General features: G+C 75.3%; 16 protein-coding genes. 4 read left to right on the top strand and 12 right to left on the bottom strand.

Features of this window, described 5'->3' with window-relative positions:
* Nucleotides 1-101: 101 nt before the first annotated feature.
* Nucleotides 102-1,649 (bottom strand): class I adenylate-forming enzyme family protein, encoded by a 1,548-nt coding sequence (locus ACGFI1_RS27740; protein WP_392789273.1) that lies wholly within the window; start codon nt 1,647-1,649, stop codon nt 102-104.
* Nucleotides 1,646-2,845, bottom strand: a complete 1,200-nt coding sequence (locus ACGFI1_RS27735; RefSeq protein ID WP_386874014.1) for a thiolase family protein — start codon at nt 2,843-2,845, stop codon at nt 1,646-1,648. The genes ACGFI1_RS27740 and ACGFI1_RS27735 overlap by 4 nt, the downstream gene beginning before the upstream one ends.
* A gap of 308 nt (nt 2,846-3,153) precedes the next feature.
* Here ACGFI1_RS27735 and ACGFI1_RS27730 point away from each other — a divergent pair, with 308 nt between their 5' ends.
* Nucleotides 3,154-4,059: an alpha/beta fold hydrolase gene (locus tag ACGFI1_RS27730; protein WP_392789270.1), complete on the top strand. Its 906-nt coding sequence runs from the start codon at nt 3,154-3,156 to the stop codon at nt 4,057-4,059.
* Nucleotides 4,060-4,080: 21 nt separating this feature from the next.
* On the top strand, nt 4,081-6,783 hold the full coding sequence (locus ACGFI1_RS27725) for an ATP-binding protein (RefSeq protein WP_392789268.1): 2,703 nt from the start codon (nt 4,081-4,083) through the stop codon (nt 6,781-6,783).
* A 39-nt stretch (nt 6,784-6,822) separates the two neighbouring features.
* On the opposite strand, the gene ACGFI1_RS27720 is transcribed toward ACGFI1_RS27725, so the two are convergent.
* From ACGFI1_RS27720 to ACGFI1_RS27705, 4 genes are all read right to left on the bottom strand, one after another.
* Complete coding sequence (locus ACGFI1_RS27720) at nt 6,823-8,136, bottom strand: alpha/beta fold hydrolase (RefSeq protein WP_392789266.1); 1,314 nt, start codon at nt 8,134-8,136, stop codon at nt 6,823-6,825.
* 73 nt (nt 8,137-8,209) lie between these two features.
* Complete coding sequence (locus ACGFI1_RS27715) at nt 8,210-9,391, bottom strand: MFS transporter (RefSeq protein WP_392789264.1); 1,182 nt, start codon at nt 9,389-9,391, stop codon at nt 8,210-8,212.
* 237 nt (nt 9,392-9,628) lie between these two features.
* A complete protein-coding gene (locus ACGFI1_RS27710; protein WP_392789262.1) occupies nt 9,629-9,898 on the bottom strand; it encodes a hypothetical protein in 270 nt (89 codons plus the stop codon).
* Between the two features lie 103 nt (nt 9,899-10,001).
* Nucleotides 10,002-12,869: a helix-turn-helix transcriptional regulator gene (locus tag ACGFI1_RS27705; RefSeq protein WP_392789261.1), complete on the bottom strand. Its 2,868-nt coding sequence runs from the start codon at nt 12,867-12,869 to the stop codon at nt 10,002-10,004.
* A 253-nt stretch (nt 12,870-13,122) separates the two neighbouring features.
* On the opposite strand from ACGFI1_RS27705, the gene ACGFI1_RS27700 reads away from it, so the two are divergent.
* Nucleotides 13,123-13,467, top strand: a complete 345-nt coding sequence (locus ACGFI1_RS27700) for a WhiB family transcriptional regulator (protein WP_392789260.1) — start codon at nt 13,123-13,125, stop codon at nt 13,465-13,467.
* Here the strand turns inward: ACGFI1_RS27700 and ACGFI1_RS27695 are convergent.
* The 6 genes from ACGFI1_RS27695 to ACGFI1_RS27670 form a co-directional block, all read right to left on the bottom strand.
* A complete protein-coding gene (locus ACGFI1_RS27695) occupies nt 13,464-14,288 on the bottom strand; it encodes an ABC transporter ATP-binding protein (protein ID WP_392789258.1) in 825 nt (274 codons plus the stop codon). The genes ACGFI1_RS27700 and ACGFI1_RS27695 overlap by 4 nt on opposite strands.
* On the bottom strand, nt 14,285-15,334 hold the full coding sequence (locus ACGFI1_RS27690; protein WP_392789255.1) for a FecCD family ABC transporter permease: 1,050 nt from the start codon (nt 15,332-15,334) through the stop codon (nt 14,285-14,287). Before ACGFI1_RS27690 ends, ACGFI1_RS27695 begins: the two co-directional genes overlap by 4 nt.
* Nucleotides 15,331-16,374 carry a FecCD family ABC transporter permease gene (locus tag ACGFI1_RS27685; RefSeq protein ID WP_392789254.1) on the bottom strand — a complete coding sequence of 348 codons (1,044 nt, stop codon included), beginning with the start codon at nt 16,372-16,374 and terminating at the stop codon, nt 15,331-15,333. The genes ACGFI1_RS27690 and ACGFI1_RS27685 overlap by 4 nt, the downstream gene beginning before the upstream one ends.
* Nucleotides 16,371-16,661: a hypothetical protein gene (locus ACGFI1_RS27680; RefSeq protein WP_386874029.1), complete on the bottom strand. Its 291-nt coding sequence runs from the start codon at nt 16,659-16,661 to the stop codon at nt 16,371-16,373. Before ACGFI1_RS27680 ends, ACGFI1_RS27685 begins: the two co-directional genes overlap by 4 nt.
* Nucleotides 16,662-16,761: 100 nt before the next feature.
* Nucleotides 16,762-17,961 carry an RNA-guided endonuclease InsQ/TnpB family protein gene (locus ACGFI1_RS27675; RefSeq protein WP_386874030.1) on the bottom strand — a complete coding sequence of 400 codons (1,200 nt, stop codon included), beginning with the start codon at nt 17,959-17,961 and terminating at the stop codon, nt 16,762-16,764.
* Between the two features lie 40 nt (nt 17,962-18,001).
* A complete protein-coding gene (locus ACGFI1_RS27670) occupies nt 18,002-18,367 on the bottom strand; it encodes an AraC family ligand binding domain-containing protein (RefSeq protein WP_386874031.1) in 366 nt (121 codons plus the stop codon).
* A gap of 46 nt (nt 18,368-18,413) precedes the next feature.
* On the opposite strand from ACGFI1_RS27670, the gene ACGFI1_RS27665 reads away from it, so the two are divergent.
* Nucleotides 18,414-19,046 (top strand): pyridoxamine 5'-phosphate oxidase family protein, encoded by a 633-nt coding sequence (locus ACGFI1_RS27665; RefSeq protein WP_386874032.1) that lies wholly within the window; start codon nt 18,414-18,416, stop codon nt 19,044-19,046.
* Nucleotides 19,047-19,062 lie beyond the last annotated feature (16 nt).

The following is a 19,062-nucleotide window of genomic DNA, read 5'->3' as shown; positions in this document are numbered from 1 at the left end:
CCGGAACCGCGCGCCCCGGGGGCGCGGGCATGCCGGAGCGCGCCGCGACCGGCGCCGATCGCTGCCTCCGGGCGGTGCTTCCGGGCGGTGCCTCCGCCGGGTCACTCCCAGGTGCGCAGCTCCCGCTTGAGGATCTTGCCGCTGGCGTTGACCGGCAGCGCCGGGACGAACCGGAACTCCGCCGGCACCTTGTACTTGGCCAGCCGCTCGGCGCAGTGGGCGGCGAGGTCCTCGGCCGTCACCCGCGCGCCCTCGCGCGGCTGCACCCACGCCCGGACGATCTCGCTCCAGTGCTCGTCGGCGACCCCGACGACCGCGCTCTGCACGACGTCGGGATGCTCGGCGAGCACGGACTCGATCTCGATCGGGTAGATGTTCTCGCCGCCCCGCACGATCATGTCCTTCTTGCGGCCGTGCAGGTAGAGGTAGCCGTTCTCGTCGACGTAGCCCATGTCGCCGGCCCGGAACCAGCCGCCGCGGGTGGCGCGCTCGGTCTCCTCGGGCATGCCGAGGTAGCCGTCGAACAGCATGTCGCTGCGAGTGGCGATCTCCCCCACCTCCCCGGGCGGCACGTCGCGCAGGTCGTCGTCGACGATCCGCAGCGCGACGCCGTAGGCGGGCTTGCCGATCGAGCCGAGCAGCTCGGGCCGCCCGTCCAGGGCGCGGCGGTGGTCCTCGGGCCCGAGCAGCGCCTGGAGGCCCGCCTCGGTGCCGGCGCCGAAGGCGTTGAGGAAGTCGCACCTGAAGGTGTCCATCGCCCGGCGCAGCAGGGACGGCGACATGGCGGCGGCGCCGTAGTACATCAGCCGCAGCCGCTCGTAGTCGTGGTCGTGGACGTCGTCGAGCTGCAGGATCGTGCTGATCATCGTCGGCACGAGGAACACGCCGGTCAGCGTGTCGGCGGCCAGGTGGTCGAGCGTCACCCGCGGGTCGAACTGCGGGACGATCAGCGAGGTGAAGCCGTAGGCGACCCCCGCGAGCAGCTGGCAGATCCCGGTGATGTGGAAGGCCGGCGCGGCCGTGTAGCGGACCTCCTCCGGCAGCATGCGGAACTCGATGATCTGCTCGGTGACGATCGCCTTCATCATCCGCTGCGACTGGAGCACGCCCTTGGGCAGGCCCGTCGTGCCCGAGGTGAACGCGAGGCCGATGACGTCGCGGTCGGACGCCACGACCGGCGGCTCGGCCTCGGTCCCGGTCGCGATGAAGTCCTCGTAGTCGGAGGACGCCTCGCCGGGGCGCTCGTCCAGCGCGAGCATGAGCTTGATCCCGTGCTGCTCGTCGAGCCCGTCGAGCAGCGCCGCGTACCGCACGTCGTAGAAGAGGGCCACCGGCTTCGCCCGGTCGACCAGGACGTCCACCTCCGGTCTGCGGAGCCGGTAGTTGAGCGGGACGTAGACCGCGCCGAGCTTCGTCGCGGCGAGCACGATCTCGACGAAGCGGTGCGAGTCCAGCGCGAAGATCGCCAGCCGGTCGCCGCGGCCGACGCCGTTGCCGCGCAGCGCCGACACCAGCCGGTTCACCCGGGCGTTCGTCTGCGCGAAGGTGTGCTGGCCGCCGTCGGCGAACAGGAAGCTCGCCCGGTCGGGGTGGTTGCGGGCGGTGAGCGCGATGCCCTCGCCGAGGCTGATCTCCATGCCCGCGCTCACAGCCGCTCGATGATGGTCGCGTTGGCCATGCCGCCGCCCTCGCACATCGTCTGCAGGCCGTAGCGCCCGCCGGTGCGCTCCAGCTCGCACAGCAGCGTCGCCAGCAGCCGGGTGCCCGACGAGCCGAGCGCGTGGCCGAGCGCGATCGCGCCGCCGTTCGGGTTGACCTTCGCCATGTCGAAGCCGGTCTCCTTCTGCCATGCCAGGACGACGGACGCGAACGCCTCGTTGATCTCGACGATGTCGATGTCGTCGGCGGCGAGGCCGGAGCGTTCCAGCACCTTGCGGGTGGCGGGGATCGGCGCGGTGAGCATGGCGATCGGGTCGTCGCCGACCACGGCGAACGAGTGGAAGCGGGCGCGCGGCGTGAGGCCGAGCCGGACCGCCGCCTCCTCCGACATGATCAGCACCGCCGAGGCGCCGTCGGTGATCTGCGAGCTGTTCGCGGCGGTCACCTTGCCGTCGGGCAGGAACGCGGGCTTGAGCGCGGCGAGCTTCTCCGCCGTCGACTCCCGGATGCCCTCGTCGGAGGTCAGGTCGGTGCCCGTGCGGGTCACCTCCCGGGTCTCGGGGTTCCAGGTCCGGGCCTCGACGGGCAGCAGCTCGCGGTCGAAGCGCCCGGCGTCGCGTGCCGCGGCGGCGAGCTGCTGGCTGCGCAGGCCGAAGGCGTCGAGGTCCGCGCGGGTGAGCCCCCACCGGTCGGCGATGAGCTCGGCGCTCAGCCCCTGGTGGACGAGCCCTTTCCGGCCGTGGGTCTCGACATGGGCGTAGCGGGCCATGGCGAGCGGCCCGAACGGGTCGCCGCCGACGCCGGACGCGCCCATCGGCGTCCGCGTCATGACCTCGACCCCCGCGGCGACGACGATGTCGTAGGCGCCGGCGAGCACGCCCTGGGCGGCGAAGTGCGCGGCCTGCTGGCTCGACCCGCACTGCCGGTCGATCGTGGTCGCGGGAACGCTCTCGGGCCACCCGGCGGCGAGCACCGCCGAGCGGCCGATGTTGACGCTCTGGTCGCCCACCTGGCCGACGCATCCCATGATGACGTCGTCGACGCGGGCGGGGTCGAGGCCGTTGCGCCTCGCCAGCGCCCGCAGGACGGTGCCGGCCAGGTCGGCGGCGTGCCATCCGCCCAGGGAACCGTTGCGCCTGCCGCCCGGCGTGCGGACGGCGTCGACGATGACCGCGGATCCGACCATGCCACTCCCTACTTTGAAGTTGACGTCGGCCTCAGGCTAGATACACGGCTCGGAAGGTGTCAACGGTCACACCGTCTGGATGAACTTGACGTCGTCCTCGGCCCGGCTCCGGCACGGCGGGACTGTCCCCCGTGCGAGCTACCGGCGATTGTCAACCGCGCGGTGATGATCTAGCAGGGGCCGAATCCCTAGCGTTCTCAATGTCGAAAGCGACACCCGATCCGCGAAATTCCATTCGCGGCGAAATCGGCCACGCAAAATCACCGCCGGACCATTTTCCGGTATTCGACTTTCCCTTGGAGGACGTCATGATCCGCGCTTTCACGAAGACCGCCGCGATCGCGGTTTGCTGCGCCGTCGCCGCCGCCGGGCTCACCGGCTGCGACGGCGTCCCCGACTCGGACGCCTTCCCGTTCGACTCCCCCGCACCGCGCAAGACCGCCGACGCGTTCACCGGCACCAAGAAGATCAAGGTCGGCGGCCGTGCGGTGAACGTGTCCTGCGCGGGCGCCCCGGCGAAGGACGCGCCGGTGATCGTCCTGATGGCGGGGCTCGGCGACGGGCTCGGCAAGACGGCCGCCCTCCAGAAGACCCTGAGCAAGGAGAACCGGGTCTGCTCCTACGACCGGCTCGGCGCGGGCGCGAGCGACCGGCCGGAGGGCCCGCAGATCTTCGCCGACACCGGGAAGGTGCTGACCGGCGTCCTCGACCGGGTCGCCGGCGACGGCCGGGTGGTCCTCGCCGGGCACTCGCTGGGCGGGATGATCGCCGCCAGGTACGCCCCCGGCCACAAGGACCGCATCAAGGGGCTCGTCCTGATGGACGCCACGTCGCCGACCTCCGTCGCCGACATCAAGGGCGCGATCCCCGAGTCCGCCACCGGCCCGGCGGCGCAGCTGCGCGCGCAGACCCTCGCGGTGGACGCGGGGCAGAACCCCGAGCGGCTCGTCATCACCGATGAGAAGGTCCGCTCCGCCGGGAACATCCCGGCCGAGGTGATCCGGCACGGGAAGCAGTACCTCGCGGCCGTCCCCGAGTACGGGCCGGCCCTGGAGCGCGGGTGGACGGCCGGCCAGCGCACGTGGCTCGGGGTCTCCGCGCGTGCCAGGCTGAGCACCGCCGCCGGCAGCGAGCACTACATCTACGTCGACCGGCCCGACATCGCCGTCACGGCGATCCAGCGGGTCACCGCGCAGGCCGCGACGGCGGCCTGACCCGTGCGGGATCATGGGCCCATGCCGCCCAGCGAGGTTTCCGAGCGCGAGGCCGAGGTGCTGGCCGCCGTCGGCCGGCACCTGACGAACACCCAGATCGCGAGCAGGCTGCACATCTCGGTGCGGACGGTCGAGAGCCACGTCTCGTCGCTGCTCCGCAAGTACGGGGTGGCCAACCGGCGTGAGCTGGCGATCCTCGCCGCCGAGCGGCAGGAGGACGCGGCCGGCGGCACGGCGCGCTCCGTCGCCGGGCTGCCCGCCGCCCGCACCTCCTTCATCGGGCGCGGCGAGGAGCTTGCGGAGATAGAGGCCGCCTCCGGCCAGGCCCGGCTGGTGACACTGCTCGGCCCCGGCGGGGTCGGCAAGTCGCGGCTCGCGGCGGTGGCGGCGGCCGGGTCCGGCCAGGCCGGCGCGTTCGTCGACCTGGTGCCCGTGCGGGACGGCTTCGTCGAGCACGCCGTGGCGGCGGCGCTGGACGTCACCGAGAGCCCGCGGGCCGAACTGCACACGGTAATCGCCGGGCGCCTCGGCCGCAGCCGCACGCTGATCGTGCTCGACAACTGCGAGCACCTGCTGGACGCGGTCGCGGGCTTCGCCGACCGGATCCTCGCGGCCTGCCCCGGCACCCGGATCCTCGCGACCAGCCGCGAGCGGCTCGGCGTCCCCGGCGAGCGGATCGTCCGGGTGGGGCCGCTGCCGCTGGCCTCGCACGCCGAGGCACTGTTCACCGACCGCGCCCGCGCCGCCGACCCCGATTTCGCCGCCGGCCCGGCGGCGGTCGCGGAGATCTGCGCCCGCCTCGACGGCATGCCGCTCGCGATCGAGCTGGCGGCGGCGCGCAGCGCGGCGTTGGGCGCGGACGGCGTGCTGGCCGCCCTGGACGACCGGCTCCGCCTCCTCGCGGGCGGGCGCGGCGCCGACGCCCGGCACCGCTCGCTGCGCGCCGTCCTCACCTGGAGCCACGACCTCCTCGACGCGGAGGAGCGCGCCCTGTTCCGGCGGCTGGCGGTGTTCGCGGGCGCCTTCGACCTGGCCGCGGTGCTCGCCGTCGCCCCGGGGACGGGCGCGGGCGCGGCGGCCGACGTGCTGGGCCGGCTCGTCGACAAGAGCCTGGCCGGCAGGGCGGGCCCGGCGCGCTGGCGGCTGCTGGAGACGGTCCGCGCGTTCGCCGCCGAGCAACTCGCCCTCAGCGGTGAGGAGGCGGACGCACGGAGCCTGCACCTGGCATGGTCGTCCGGCGTCGCCGCCGAGCTGGCCGCCCGGGACGGGGACATCCGGGCGGAGTTCGACACCGCCGCCGACGACCTGCGCGCCGCGCTGGCCGCCGCTCCCGCCGATGCCGGGGCGGTCGCGCACGGGCTGGCGCGATCGCTCGGCCGGCTCGCCTACCGGCGCCGGTTCCCGCGCGAGGCGCACGGGCACTTCCTGGACGCGGCCGAGCGCGCGGGGTCGCCCGGCGAGGCGTCCGCGGACCTCAAGAGCGCGGCCGACTGCACGCACGTCATGCCCACCGGCGGGCACCGCCACTACGAGCTGCTGTGCACGGCCGCCGACCGCGCCCGCGACGCGGGCGACGGGGACGCCGAGGCCGTCCTGCTGGCGACGGCGGTCGTCACCACGGCGCGCAATCCCGGCTGGTACGCGGTCCCGCAGGCGGAGCTGAGGCGGCTGGCGGAACGCGCGGAGGCCGCCGGCGACCAGGACGATCCGGTCGTCGCGGCCTGGCTCGCCGCCGCCCGCGCATGGACGGCGCCCGGCGAGCCCTACAGCGCCGACCCCGCCCTGGCGGAACAGGCCGTCGCGCTGGCCCGCGCGGCAGGCGACCCGGTACTGGTCAGCGCCGCCCTCGACGCGCTCGTCAGCGCCGCGCTGCGGGCCGGGCGGCTGCGCGAGGCGCACCGCGTCGCCCGCGACCGGCTGGACCTGCTGGCCGGACTCCCGCTCGCCGACCCGCGCTGCTCCGCGGAGGTCGTCGACATCGTGCACGTGGCGGTGAACTGCGCCTTCGCCGCCGGGGACCTGCCCGCCGCGCTCGCCGCCGCCCGGCCCGCGCTGGCCGACGACCTGCTCGGCGACCAGTACTACCTCTCGACCAACAACCTCATCCTGCCGCTGGCGCTGAGCGGCGCGTTCGGCGAGGCGCTGCGGCACGCGGACGGCGCCTGGGAGAGCTGGCTGCGGGCGGGACGGCCGGAGAGCGGCATGATGCAGCCGGTCGCCGTCGGGCCCGCGCTCGTCCACGGCCTGCGCGGCGACCGCGAGCGGCACGCGATGTGGCGGGCCCGCACGTCCGGGGAGGCGACCGGGCAGGTGTTCGACCACGCGACGCTCGCCGGTTTCGCGGACGCCCTCGTCGCCGTCCACACCGGGCGCCTCGACACCGCCGCCGGCCTGGTCGGCGCGCTGTTCTCGGACGCGACCAACCCGCTCTACGCCGGGTACGCCCACGCGGTCGGCGCCGAACTCGCCGTCCTGGCGGGCCTGCCGGACGCGGCGGCCCGGATCGACGCCGCCGAGCCCGCCGCCGCCGAGAACGCGTGGGGCGCCGCGTGCCTCGCCCGCGCGCGGGGACGGCTGCACGGCGATCCCGCCGAACTGGCCGCCGCCGTCGAGGGCTGGGAACGCATTGACGCCCGGTTCGAGCGGGCGTCCACGCTGCTGCTCCTGCCCGGCCGCGAGGACGAGGGCCGCGCCGAACTGGCCGAGCTGCTGGAACGCCGATAGCGCACCCCCGGTCGGGAGGTGCGCCATCGGCCGTGCAGGTCAGGCGGTGAAGAACTCGCCCACCGCCGTACCGATCGACTCCGGGTCGACCTGGCCGTGCGCCTGCCCTTCCAGCCACTCCAGACGGGCGTCCGGGAGCAGCCCCGCCAAAGCCTGCGCGGCGTCGCGCATCCGCTCGGTGCTGGCCGAACCCGCCAGCACCAGCGTCGGAACCGCCACCGTGGACAGCCGCTCCGGGACCGGACCCGCACCGACGACCGCCGCCTCATAGGCGAGCGTGTGCGCGACGTCCTCGATCTGCGGCCAGAACGGCTGGGCCTTCATGCCCGCCACCGCCTCGGGCGGCATCTCGGCACCGGCGGTGAGGAACAGCTCGACGGCGTCCCCGCGCCGCCCCTGCTCGACCAGCGCGCCCAGGTCCTTCGCGGACGGCAGCGAGCCGCCCGGCGCCGTGACGTACGGCGGCTCGAACACCGCGAGCCTGCTGATGGGCGCGCCCGCTGCCGCCGCCTCCAGCGCCAGCGCGCCGCCGGACGACCCGCCGAACACCATCGCCGTGCCGCCGGCCGCCTCGATCAGCGCGGTCAGGTCCTCGATCTCCCGCCGGACGTCGTACGGGTCGGTGTCGCCGCTGTCGCCCCGGCCGCGCCGGTCGTAGGTGTAGACCGTGTGCGTCGCGGCCAGCGCCCCGGCGATCCCGGTCATGATCGGGTCGCTGCGGGTGGAGAACGCGCCCTGGACGAGGACGGCCGCCGGTCCCGCGCCGACGCGGTCGTAGGCGATGGACGTGCCGTCCGCCGAGGTCGCCGTGCGGTGCCGGGGCCGGTAGGTGAGCAGCACGATCCCGTCGCCGCCCACCGGCCGGGACTCCACCAGCCGCAGCTCCGCGGCTTCGGCTCCGTCGCCGAAGAGCCGCTGCCCGCCGCCCAGCAGGACCGGGTGGACCAGCAGCCGGTACTCGTCCACCAGCCCGCGCTCGGCCAGCGCCTGGACGAGCCGGGCGCTCCCGTTGACCAGGATGTCCTCGCCGGGCTGCCGCTTCAGGGCGGCGACGTCGTCGAGCGTGATGACGGTCGTGTTGTCCCACTCCGGGTCGTCGAGCGTGCTGGAGACGACGTACTTGGGCATCCCGTTCATCCTGTCCGCGAACTCGCCGGTCTGCCGCGGCCACGCCTGCGCGAAGCCCTCGTAGGTCGTCCGGCACAGCAGGAGGGCGCCGGCGGAGCGGACCTCGTCCGCCTTGAGGGCGTCGCCCTCCTCGCCGCGGTCGAACCGGAAGGCCCAGCCCAGCTCGCCGGGCCTCTCGATGACGCCGTCCAGGGTCGTGAACTCGGAGACGATGATCTTCCTCATGGTCGTTCCCTTTCGGATGGGGTACGGATCGATGGACAGATGAGGTCAGGCGGTGCAGGTCAGGCGGGGCAGGTCAAGCGGTGCAGGTCCGCCGGGGGCGGGCGCCCGTCCCGGCGAGGAGGGGCAGCAGCATGAGCGCGGCCGTCAGGCCGAAGGCGGCCGGGTACCCGGTGCGGACGGCGAGGAGGCCGAAGCCGGTGGCGCCGAGCCCGATGCCGAGGTCGTAGGCGATGCTCCACAGGGCGCTGACCGTCCCGTAGTCGGAGGCGGGGACGCGGTCGAGCATCACGGCCATGCTGGCGTTGCCGGTGAGCCCGAACCCGACGCCGAACAGGACCATCCCGGCCGTCACCGCCACGGGGTTCGACACCGCGACCAGCAGCGCGATGCCGCTCGCCGCGATCACCAGCCCCGGCACGAGCTGCCGCGACGCCCCGTACCGGTCGCCGTCGCGCCCGGCCCACCAGCGGGTGGACGTGGCGGCGAGGCTGTGCGCGAGCAGCGCCCAGGCGGAGATCCCGCCGCCGGCCAGCGGAAGGAACGTCGCGGTGATGCCGGTCGCGACGGTGGTCGCGGCGAAGACCAGCGCGGGCGCCCGCAGGTCGCGGCGGCGGGCGGCGGAGGCGATGCCGAGCGGCCGCTCGTCCGGGCCGGGCCGCCGCCGTCCGGGCAGGTCCCGGACCGCCGCGAGCCCGGCCAGCGCGGACACCCCGGCGAGCGCGAACACCGTCGCGTAGCCGGCCCGCTCGCCCAGCCACAGCCCGAGCGGCAGCGCCGCGACGGCCGGCGTCCCGCAGGCGACGCCGTAGACGCCGAGGCCCTCGCCGCGCCGCTCGGCCGGGACGATCGAGGCCACCAGCGCCCCGCCCAGCACCACCGCCACCGCGAACCCGGCGCCCCGGACCAGGCACGCCGCCAGGACCATCGCCATCGACCCGGCCGCCACCAGCACGAGCGCCGGCGCCCCGAGCAGGACGAGCCCGGTCCCGAAGACCGCCCGGTACCCGAAGCGGGCCGTCAGGCGCGGGACGGCGAACTCGGCGGCCACCGTCGCGAGCATCATCACGCCGGTGGTCAGCCCGGCCCCCACGCCGCCGGCCCCGATCGCGTCCGCGTAGCGCGGCAGCGCCGAGAACAGCAGGTAGAAGCTGGTGGACGAGCCCACCCCGGCGACGAGCACCAGCACGAACGCCCTGCTCATCAGCCGGGGCCGGGCTGCGGCGCCCGGCGCGGCGTACATCGTGGTGGCGGTCATCGGGTCCTCCTCGGCGGTCGTCCGACTGCCGAGAAGCGTCGCCGCCGGACCCACGGAGCGGCATCCGTGCCCATCACGGATCCACCACGGACGGCCCCGCAGACACGCCCGCGCCGGTGGCGTCCCCCCGAGGGACGCCACCGGCGCGGACGGTGCGGTTACTCGCAGATGGCCGTTACTTGCAGATCGCCGTGTCGACCAGCTTCGAGATCGTCGTCATCTTGTCCATCGCGTCCTTCAGGACCGGGACAGCCGCACCCGCTCCCGTTCGGCGACGGCCCGGACGACGCGCGGCCAGACCGGCGCCAGCACACGGCCGGCGCCCATCGCGTACAGCGGCGCGGCCAGCGGGAACGCCAGCAGGGCCGCGAACGCCAGCAGGGCCGTGGCCAGCCCCCAGACGAGCTGCTCGAGCGCGTCCAGCACGGCGCGGGCGTGCCGGACGGCGATCAGCCGCCGGGGCCGCCGGGCGCCGGCCGCCTTCGCGGTGTCCGCCAGAGTACGCACGCGGTGACAGTACGACACCCAAACGATCTTTGCGCCGGGGTCAGCCGGATCGTCTCGGTCAGTGGGACCCGCCGGGCTCGCACCGCGTGCCCGGAGCCGTCCGCTACGCGCCGGACGCGTGCGGTTGCAGCTGCTTGCGCGAGGTCACGTCGAGCTTGGCGAAGATCTTCCGCAGGTGCCACTCGACGGTGCGGGGGCTGATGAACATCCGCGCGCCGATCTCGGGGTTGGTCAGCCCCTCCCGGACCAGCCGGACGATCTGCGCCTCCTGCGCGGTGAGCTCGCGGCCGGTGTCGGCGGCGCGCCGGCGGACGTGCTCCCCGGTGGCCGACAGCTCCCGGGCGGCCCGCTCGGCGAAGGCGCCCATGCCCATGGCGGTGAACGCCTCGTGCGCGGTCCGCAGCTGCTCGCGGGCCGGCCGCCGGTGCCGCCGGCGGCGCAGCCATTCGCCGTAGAGCAGGTGGGCGCGGGCCAGCTCGCCGCGCAGCCGGGTCCGGCCGAGCCGGTCGATCGCCTCCAGGTAGTGCTCCTCGGCGGTGGTCCCGGTGCCGGCGAGCGCCTGCGAGCGCGCGTGGAGCCCGAGCGCCCAGTCGGTCCCGGCGGTCCGCGCGAGGGCGCCGAGCCGGCGCAGCGGCGCGGCGGCCCGCTGCGGCGCGCCGCCCCGGACGGCGGCCTCGACGCACTCGGGCAGCACCCATGTCTCGGTGGCGACGTCCGCCGGGCGGTCGCCCGCGCACCCGGCCACGGCGGCCAGCGCGTCCTGGTACCGGCCGAGGCCGTTGCAGAGCACGGCGGTGGCCCAGGCGCCGAGGACGGGCCCGTGCCCGTCGCCGCGGGAGGCGGCCTCGGCGGCGACGGCCCTGGCCAGCGCCGCCGTCCCGGCCTCGCGGCCCTGCCAGGCGGCCAGCATCAGCGCGCCGTAGGGCGACCGCGCGCTCCCGGTCGCCTCCGACACCGTCTCGGCCTCGGCGACCAGCGCCGCCGCGGCGTCCAGGTCGCCGCCGAGGACCTTCGCGGCGATCCGCGCGGTCAGCGCCAGCGGCAGCTCGCCGGCCCGGCCCGCTCCCCGGACGAGCCGGACGTACCGGTCGGTGAGCGCGTCCCAGGTCCCGTAGTCCCACAGCGTCGCGGCGGCCAGGCCGGCGAGCCAGCCCCACTGGAGGCCGTCCTCGTCCGGCAGGTCCGGGGCGCGGAAGGCGTCGGCCGCGGTCCGCAGCGCGGCCGCCCCCGCGGCGAGGCCGTCGGTGAGGCAGCGCGCCATCCCGTCCAGGAGCAGGTCGCCCGGGCGCGGGGGCTCCGGCGGGGGCGGCGCCGACCGCGCCGCCGCGGCCGCCGCCGCGGGACCGCCGCCCGCCGGGCCGCCGCCGAGGATCGCCGCGCCGATCGCCTCCAGATGGGCGTCGCGGGCGAGCGGCGCGTCCTGCGCCCGGAGCCGCCGGGCGGCCGTGAGCAGCAGCGGGGCCGCGGCGCCGGGGTCGGTGGTGACGGCGATCCGGGCGCGCAGCAGCTCGGCCCGGCCGCGCCGGCCCCGGTCGAGCGTGCCCGCCTCGGCGATGGACAGCATCCGCGACGCGGCGCGCGCCGCCCCGGCCTGGTGCGCCGCCCGCGCCGCGGCCAGAGCGCGGTCCCGGCGCCGGGCCGGGTCAGGAGTCAGCTCGACGGCGCGGGTCAGGAACGCCGCCGCCGCGGCCGCGCCGCCGCGTGCGCGGGCCCGGCCGACCGCGTCCTCCAGCCCGGCCGCGAGGTCCTCGGCGGGAGTGACGGCGGCCTGCGCGGCGTGCCAGGCGCGCCGGTCGGGGTCGGCGCCGGGGTCGGTGACCTCGGCCAGCACACCGTGCGCGCGGCTGCGCTCCTGCGGCGACGCCGTCCAGTAGGCGGCCGAGCGCACCAGCGGGTGCCGGAACCGGACCCGGTCGCCGATGTGGCACAGCCCGGCCGCCACCGCCGGGGTCACCGCCTCGATGGCGATGCCGAGCCGGTCGGCGGCGCGCCACAGCGGCACCGGGTCGCCGCCCGGCTCCGCCGCCGCCACCAGCAGCAGCATCCGCGTGCCGGGCGCGAGCCGCGCCACCCGCCGCCGGTAGATGTCCTGGATCCGGCCGTCGGCGGCGCCGGGTCCGGGCGGGCCGAACCCGCCCGCGAACTCCGCCGCCGACGCCTCGCCCGCCATCTCCAGCAGCGCCAGCGGGTTGCCGCCCGTCTCCTCGGCGATCCGCTCCAGCACCTGCGCGTCCCAGGGGCCCGGCACGGCCGCCGACAGCAGCGCCCGCGCGTCCTGGACGGCCAGCCCGGCGACCACCAGCTCCGGCAGCCCCGTCAGCGCGGGCGCCGAGCAGGGCACGCGGTTCGCGAGGACGATCGCCACCGCGTCGTTCCGCAGCCGCCGGGCGGCGAACGCCAGCACCTCCAGCGACGCCGGGTCGAGCCATTGGGCGTCGTCCACGAGGCACAGCAGCGGCTTGTCCCGCGACGTCTCCGCCAGCAGCCCGAGCACGGCCAGCCCGACGAGGAAGTGGTCGGGCTCGGGGCCGGCGCTCATGCCGAACACGGTCCGCAGCGCGTCGCGCTGCGGCGCGGGCAGGCCGGCGAGCCGGCCGGCCATCGGCGCGCACAGCCGGTGCAGCCCGGCGAACGCGAGCTTCATCTCCGCCTGGACGCCGGCGACGCGCGAGACCTCGAACCCGCGGGCCCGCGCGGCCAGGTGGTTCAGCAGCGCCGTCTTGCCCACGCCGGGCTCGCCGGCCAGCACCAGGGTCCGGCTCTCGCCGCCGCGGGCGGCGTCGAGCACCTCGGCGAGCCGCTCGCGCTCCTCCCGGCGCCCCTGCAGCACCTGGCGGGAGCCGCCGTCACCCCAGCTGACCTGCACGTCCGAGGCGACCGCGGGGAGGTCCGCCCGCACGCGGACGAGCCCCCGCCATCCCGTCCGCGGCTCCGGTGGCGACTCGGCCTCAGGCCATTCGTCCACCGTCATCCGGCTCATGCTGTCCACAAGGCTGCACCTCCGCCATCCCCACTCCGGCCGCCCCGCCTGGACGGGGCATCACGTCACATCGACCGGATAGGGCGGGCACCCGTGACACATCCGCGACGATCACCGGCCGCCGCGCCCGCCCCCGGGCCGGACGCCGTCCAGGGTTCCTCCCAGTCGTCCACCCGGGTGCCGCCCGGCCCCCGTCCCGGCGACCGTTGATGTTCGCCCACACGTGAACGGCCCTGGAGCAACGATGACGAAGCACTGGTCCGAGTCGGCGTCGTGCCGGTCGCTCGACCCCGAACTGTTCTTCCCGGTGTCCCGCGAGGCGGTGTACACGGCGCAGATCGCCCCGATCCGCCGGCTGTGCGCCGCGTGCCCCGTCGCCGGGCCTTGCCTGGAATGGGCCCTGGCCACCGGGGAGCCGCACGGCATCTGGGCCGGGACGACGCCGAGCGAGCGGCGCCGCATCCGCGCCGCCCGCGGGGCCGACCACCCAGAGGAGCACACCGGCCCCGCCGGATCCCTGCGGCCGAGTGGATCGATGCCGGCGGCTCACGAGGGGGATGAGCAGCGGCCGACTGCGCGCTCGGCCTAGCCCTCCGACCGCATCGCGGCCGGGCGGGCGTGGTGCCGGCCGATGGGCAGCATCAGCGGCCGTCCGGACACCGGGTCCTCGATGATGCGGCTGTCCAGGTCGAAGACGGTGCGCACGACCTCCTCGGTGAGGACGTCGGCCGGAGTGCCGGAGGCGTGCAGCCGGCCACCGGCGAGGGCGATGAGGTGATCGGCGTAGCGGGCGGCGAGGTTGAGGTCGTGCAGGACCATCACGATCGTGGTGCCGCGGTCGCGGTTCAGGTCGGTCAGCAGGTCCAGCACCTCGATCTGGTGGCTGGCGTCGAGGAAGGTGGTGGGCTCGTCCAGCAGCAGCAGGTCGGTCTGCTGGGCCAGCGCCATCGCGATCCACACCCGCTGGCGCTGCCCGCCGGACAGCTCGTCCACGGCGCGGTCGGCGAGGTCGGCGGTGCGGGTGGCCTCCAGGGCGGCGGCCACGGCGGCGTCGTCCTCGGACTTCCACCGGGAGAAGATGCCCTGGTGGGGGTGGCGGCCCCGGCTGACGAGGTCGAGCACGGTGATGCCCTCGGGCGCGACCGGCGACTGCGGCAGCAGCCCGAGCGTGCGGGCGAGTTCCCTGGCGGGCATGCGGTGCACCTCCCGGCCGTCCAGCACGACCCGGCCCGTGCGGGGCGCGAGCAGCCGGGACAGGGAGCGCAGCAGCGTCGACTTCCCGCAGGCGTTCGCGCCGACGATGACCGTCATCTCGCCGGGCGGCACGGCCAGGTCGAGGGAGTCGATGACGGCGCGGTCGCCGTAGCCGAGGCTGAGGCCCTCGGCCGCCAGGGAGTGGGACGTGGTCACAGCGAGCCTCCGGCACGGTGGGTGCGGACGATCAGGTAGACGAGGTACGGCGCGCCGAGGACGCCGGTGACGACGCCGACCGGGTAGCGGGTGTCGAACGCGAACTGCCCGATGAAGTCGCCGGTCAGCACCAGCAGGGCGCCGACGAGCCCGGCGGGCAGCAGCAGGGAGCCGCCCGTCCCGATCAGCCGGGCCGCGATGGGACCGGACAGGAACGCCACGAACGCGATCGGCCCGGCCGCCGCCGTGGCGAACGCGATCAGGCCGGTGGCGGCGACGATCACGGCGACGCGGGTGCGCTCGACGCGGACCCCGAGCGCGGACGCGGTGTCGTCGCCGAGCCGCAGCGCCGACAGGTCCCGCGCAAGGAACAGCAGCGCGGGCGTGAGGACGGCCAGCGCCGCGACGGTGGGCACGACCTGCTCCCATGTCGTGCCGTTGAGGCTGCCCGTCAGCCAGCGCGTCGCCTCCTGGAGGTCCCACTCCCCGGCCCGCGACAGCACGTAGGAGGTGACGGCGTCGCCCATCGCGGCGACCCCGATGCCGATCAGGATGAGCCGCGTGCCGACCACGCCGTCCCGGAACGCCAGCACGTACATCAGCAGCGCGACGCCCAGCGCGGAGACGATCGCGAACACCGACACCCGCGTCCCGCCCAGGGAGAACACGACGATCGCGATGGACGCGGCGGCGCTCGCCCCGGCGCTGATCCCGATGATGTCGGGGCTCGCCAGCGGGTTGCGGAGCAGCGTCTGGAACGTGACGCCGCCGAGCCCGAACGCGAACCCGGCGGCGACGGCGAGGACGGCGCGCGGCAGCCGGAGCCGTCCGACCGTGAACGACGCCCCGGGCACCTGCTCGCCGAAGACCACGCGGAGCACGTCGCCGGGCGGGTAGAAGGTCTGCCCGACCATCAGCGTGACGGCGAACCCCGCGACGACCAGCGCCGCCAGCGTCCCGACGAGGGCGCGGCGCCGGGCGGCGCGCCGGCGGCGGCCGCGCGCGACGGCCCGGACGGCGGCGGGGGCGGGGGCGAGTGCGGTCACAGCTCACGCACCTTCTGGCGGCGGACGATGTGGATGAAGACCGGCGCGCCGATGACCGCCGTGACGATGCCGACCTCGATGTCCTGGGGCCGCGCCACCACGCGGCCGACCACGTCGGACGCGGTGAGCAGCGCGGCGCCGGCGAGCACGGAGGCGGGGAGCAGCCAGCGGTGGTCGACGCCGACGAGCAGCCGGCAGGCGTGCGGGACGATGAGGCCGACGAAGGCGATCGGCCCGGCGACGGCGGTCGCCGCGCCGCACAGCACGACGGCGCCCAGCGAGGCCGTGACGCGGATGAGGGCGACGCGCTCGCCGAGCCCGGCCGCGACCTCGTCGCCCAGCGCCAGCGAGTTCAGCGACCGCGCCGACAGCAGGCACACCGCGAACCCGGCGAGCAGGAACGGCAGCACCTGCCCGATGCGCTCGTAGGACGCGCCGCCGACCCCGCCGACCTGCCACAGCCGGAAGCCCCCGGCGATGTCGTTGCGGGGCAGCACGACGGCGCTGACCAGCGACGCGAACGCCGCCGACGTCGCGGCGCCGGCGAGCGCGACCTTGAGGGGCGTGGCACCGCCGCGGCCGAGCGACCCGACCCCGTAGACGAACACCGCCGTGACCGCGGCCCCCGCCATCGCGACCCAGATGTACCCGACCGGGGAGGTGAGCCCGAAGTAGGCGACGGCGGCGACGACGGCGAGCGACGCGCCCATGTTGACGCCGAGGATGCCGGGGTCGGCCAGCGGGTTGCGGGTCACGCCCTGCATGACCGCGCCGGACAGGGCGAGCGCGGCGCCGAGCAGCACCGCGAGCAGCGTGCGCGGGATCCGCTTGGCGACGGCGGCCCGTTCGAGGGTGTCGTCCGCGCCGCCGAGCGCGGCCCAGACGTCGGCGAGCGAGACGTCGCGGGAGCCGAGCACGACGGAGGCCGCCATCACGGCGGCGAGGACCGCGCCCGCGGCGACCAGCCCCAGCACGCGCACGCGCGCCGGACGCCGCGCGAGCGCGGCGTCCGGCGGACGTTCGGTGGCGACCGTCGTCACTTGACCTTGTCCGCTGCCGCGGCCAGGGCCTTCACGTAGTCCTCCAGGACCCAGGAGATCGCGAGCGGGGTCGGGTTGGCGGCGGTGCCCGCCGGGGTGGTGCCCGACATCAGGTACATCGAGCCGCGCTTCACCGCGGGGATCTTCGACAGCAGCGGGTCCCTGCCCACCTTCTCGGCCAGCTTGGCGTCGCCGTACCCGACGATGATGTCCACGTCGTCGAAGATGTCGATCTGCTCGGAGCTGCGGGTCAGCGCGAACTTGTCGGTGCCCTTGGACGCGTCCACGATGCTCTTCGGGAACGTATCTGGCTGACGTCGTTCGGGTCGAGGTGCGTCTTGACGTCCTCCCACGCCTGAAGTGAAGGCGGGGATTCCTACGCCGCCCCTATGTGGAGAGGAGAGCGGGTTGGGGTTCGCGGTTCGCCGGCCGGGCCAGGGCCCTGCCTCCCCGCGCGGCCACCGTGCGTCCCACGGCGGTGTCTTTGATGTTGCGGGCGGCGTTGACGTCGGCGTTGGCCCGGTGCCCGCAGGCGACGCATCGGAACACCGCTTGGCTCTCGCGGTTGTCCCGGGCGCAGTGCCCGCAGGCGTTGCAGGTCTGCGACGTGTACGCCGGGTCGACCCGGACCACCCTCCCCGGCGCCTTCTGCTCAAGCCGAGTGACCAACTGTCCCCACCCGTTGGCCAGGATTCCCCGGTTGAGCCCGGCCTTGGCCCGAACCCCTGTGCCGGGTGCCTCGACGGTGCCGCGCGCCGACCGGGTCATCGCGGCGATGTTCAGGTCCTCGACGGCGATGACGTCGAACCGGCGCGCCAGATCCGTCGAGGTCTTCTCCACCCAGTCCCTGCGCCGGTCGGCCTCACGCGCTTTCAGCCGGGCGATGGCGGCCTTGACCCGGGCACGCCTGTTCGACCCCCGGCGCGCGCGTGCCAGTCGCCGCAGCAACCGCTTCAACCGCTCGGCCTCACCCGGCGTCAGACCCGGGACGGTACAGGTCTCGCCCGTGGACAGCGCGGCCGACACCGCCACACCCCGGTCCACACCGACCGCCGCACCGTTACCGGGCGCGGGGACGGGGTCAGGGAAGGCGGCGAACGCGACATGCCAGCGCCCGGCACGGTCCCGCGTCACCCGGAACGACTTCACTCCCGGCGGGACGGGCCGGGACCAGCGGAACCGCACCCACCCCACCTTGGGGATCCGTACCTCACCGGTACGGCGGGACAACCGCCGCACATCCCAGGCCCGGCCGCGGGCACCGACGATCCGGAACCCCTCATGCACCCCCGCCTTACGCCACGTCGGACGCCGGTGCGTGCCCGCGAAGAAGTTCGCCATGGCCTGCGCGAAGTCCCGAAGCGCCTGCTGCTGCACCGTCTGCGACCCCGCCGCCAGCCACCCGAACGCAGCCCGCGCCTCGGTCAACTGCCGGGCCTGCGCGACATACCCCGGCACCGGACCCCGCCGCGACGTCCACCACGCCTGCTGCTCCACAGCCAGATTCCACACCAACCGGGCATGCGAGCAATGCTCCAGCAGCCCCGCCTCCTGAGCAGGGGTCGGACACAACCGGTACCGGGACACGCCCGCACCATACCGACCGCCACCGACAAAACCCGGAGAGTCATTGTGCCCGCTCCAGCAGCAGCCGCAGCAGCGGGGTGATCTCCACCGCGACGGGCGTCGCGGAGATCGGGGACACCGCGTCGAAGCCGAAGAACGTCGCCCGGCAGCGGGTGCCGGCCGCCGCGGCGCCCGAGTGCAGCGTGCCCGCGGGCATCCACAGGCCGAGCGCCGGGGTGATCGTCCAGACCCGGGGCCCGACCCCGGCCGTGGACGCGCCCCGCTCGTTCCACAGCAGCTCGTGGAAGGGGTGGGAGTGCTCGTTCCAGGTGACGTCGCGGTCGAAGTCCTCGCTCCAGCACATGATGGCGAACGGCATCTCGACCGGCCCGGCGGCGAGGGCGGGCAGCGTGCGGGTCTCCTCCACGGCCTCACCCCTCCCTTTTGGTTAGCCTTACCTTATAGTTCGTCGGATGCAGCCCTCTGAGATTCGCGCGGTGCGGAGCGAGGCCGAGCTCCGGGAGATCGTGCGGGAGCCGTCGCAGGTCATCTGGGACAAGGACATCGGCCGCATCGACGAGCACGCGCGCACGCTGATCGCGCACTCGCCGCTCGTCCTGCTGGCGACGTCGGACGCGGAGGGCACCTGCGACGTCTCCCCCAAGGGCGACCCGGCCGGGTCGGTCCTGGTGCTGGACGACCACCGCCTCGCGATCGCTGACCGCCCCGGCAACCACCGCGTCGACGGGTTCCGCAACGTGCTGCGCAACCCGCACGTCGGGCTGCTGTTCCTCGTGCCGGGGATGAACGAGACGCTGCGGGTGAACGGCCGCGCGACGATCGTGTCGGACGCCCCGTTCTTCGACGACCTGGCGATCAAGGGCCGGCGGCCCCGCCTCGCCCTCCTCGTCGAGGTCGAGGAGCTCTACATGCACTGCGCGAAGGCGTTCCTGCGCTCGTCCCTGTGGCAGCCCGAGACCTGGCCGGACCGCGCGAAGCTGCCGACGCTCGGCCGCATCATCAAGGACCAGGTCGACCTCAAGGGCGTGTCCGCCGAGCAGATCGACGAGGACCTCGCCGTGGACGCCGAGACCAACCGCTACTGAGCGCGGCCCGAGGGGG

This window comes from Actinomadura geliboluensis (assembly GCF_043197915.1).
In the GTDB taxonomy this organism is placed as follows: Bacteria; Actinomycetota; Actinomycetes; order Streptosporangiales; family Streptosporangiaceae; genus Spirillospora; species Spirillospora geliboluensis.
Note: the sequence above shows the minus strand (reverse complement) of the source record. Positions and strands in the feature narration are given on the sequence as shown.